The 1,676-nt window shown below is 62.3% G+C and carries 2 protein-coding genes; one reads left to right on the top strand and one right to left on the bottom strand.

From position 1 onward, the window contains the following. A partial coding sequence (locus IEX64_RS24190) for an IS701 family transposase (RefSeq protein ID WP_229710737.1) occupies positions 1-1,382 on the bottom strand: 1,382 nt, incomplete at its 3' end. Between the two features lie 52 nt (positions 1,383-1,434). Here IEX64_RS24190 and IEX64_RS24195 point away from each other — a divergent pair. After that, positions 1,435-1,676, top strand: a 242-nt coding sequence (locus tag IEX64_RS24195) for a hypothetical protein (protein WP_188824018.1), incomplete at its 3' end; no start/stop codon positions are given.

Here is a 1,676-nt window from a genome sequence, read left to right on the forward strand (position 1 = left end):
GGAATATAATGCGGTTCGCGGTGGGGCGGGGAACGTTGGTTAATGTCGCCGAGCCAGATTTTGAGGCGGACGGCACCGATGGCGTCAGTGAACGTCAGGCTGGTTTTTCGGTACCAGGCGGCGGCGTAAGGGATGCTGCTGGTGGTGAGCAGATCGCAGGCGCATAGCGATACGAGGCTGTAGAGACCGAGGAGCACCGGGGTGGTTCGGGCTATGGCCTGGTCACTCCATTGGCGCTGTGTCTCGACACCGAGGTGAGCTCGGGTTTCGGCGAACGTGACCTCGATCTGCCAGCGGCGGACATACAGCGCGATGATGTCCGCGGGTTCGAGGGTGACGTCGGTGCTGAAGAAGGCTTGGGGATCGCGTTTTCCGTCGGGATCGCGGACCAGGACCCATCGAACCGGCAACACCGGGGTGCCCGTTCTGTACCACAAGGCGATGTCGGAAGTGATCTGGAGGGCCTTGCCCTCCGCATGGCCGTACCAGGCAGAGGCGATTATCTTCGTCCAGCTTGTCGTCGGGTTGGACAGCAGGGTCTTGAGCTTTGGCAGTGCCGGACCTTTTTGCGCAGGCCGTCCCATCGTGCGCGATGTTCGTTTCGCAGGCGGTGCAAACAGGCTCGCATCCAACCGCAGCCTGCTGATGAGCGTTGCCCGCCGGGTAATGGCATGAGCCAGTTCGTGGACGGCGAAGCTGCTGTCGCCGATGAAGATGATCCGGCGACCTGGCAGCCAGCGACATAGCTGTAGTGCGCCCTGGCGGGCCCAGTCTGTCAGCAACTTGTGACGACAGCCGCGTTGACGGTTGGATCGTTCCGAAGGGGCAAGCAGGGTCAGGACCGGCAAGGCCTTAATCAGGCGGGTCCATGGCACCGGGGTGAGCACCATGAAGCTCAGCCAGCGCAGCCCGCTGGCCTTGACGAAATGGCCATGGCTGGATCGTACCGGGTCCCGGTAGATGCCACGTGCGGTGATCCGGCGTCCCCATCGGCGCTCAATGGTGTCGTCCAAACCGATGACGACAGGGCCAGCGGGCACGAGCCGCTCCACCACGACGCTCAGCAACCGTCTGGCAACAGCACGGGAGCTCCATCGGGCGCGGTTGAGGATCTGGTGAAAGGTTGCAAAGTTGGCGGCTTCGGCCCGGCCGGTCATGCGCAGGCAGGAAGTGACCGTCCGCTTGCCCGGCGCCAGCAGGGCGCCCATCACCAGAACAAGCACATGCTCCCAGCTGGGCGCCGTAAAGCAGGGGCGCCATGCTTGCAGCCATTGGCGCAGGACTTGGGGAACGGCATCGCCGATATCGGCATTGGGATTCTGCAGCATCCCAATGCTTCGAATCTTCACCGGCAAAGGTGGCAAGGCCATCGCAGCAACCATGCGGCGAAGTGAATCGGATGCGCCCTGAGTCGAAGGCAGTTATGGCTGCGTCATGGACGAAGACGAAATCGCACTGCGCATCGAAGCATTTGATGAAGCCAATGGCGGCGGAGTTGGCTGGTACGAGGACAAAGGCGCTTACCACCTATACCTGCTGGCAACCGAGGCACCGATCGCGCGGCTCAAGCCGACGGGCGAAGATGACGAGGTCAGGATCGCCTACTGGTCACATCGACGAAAATGGGAAGACATTGACGACATGGGCGGTTGTGTCCTGCCGATCGATCAGGCCCT

Source organism: Novosphingobium indicum (assembly GCF_014645195.1).
In the GTDB taxonomy this organism is placed as follows: Bacteria; Pseudomonadota; Alphaproteobacteria; order Sphingomonadales; family Sphingomonadaceae; genus Novosphingobium; species Novosphingobium indicum.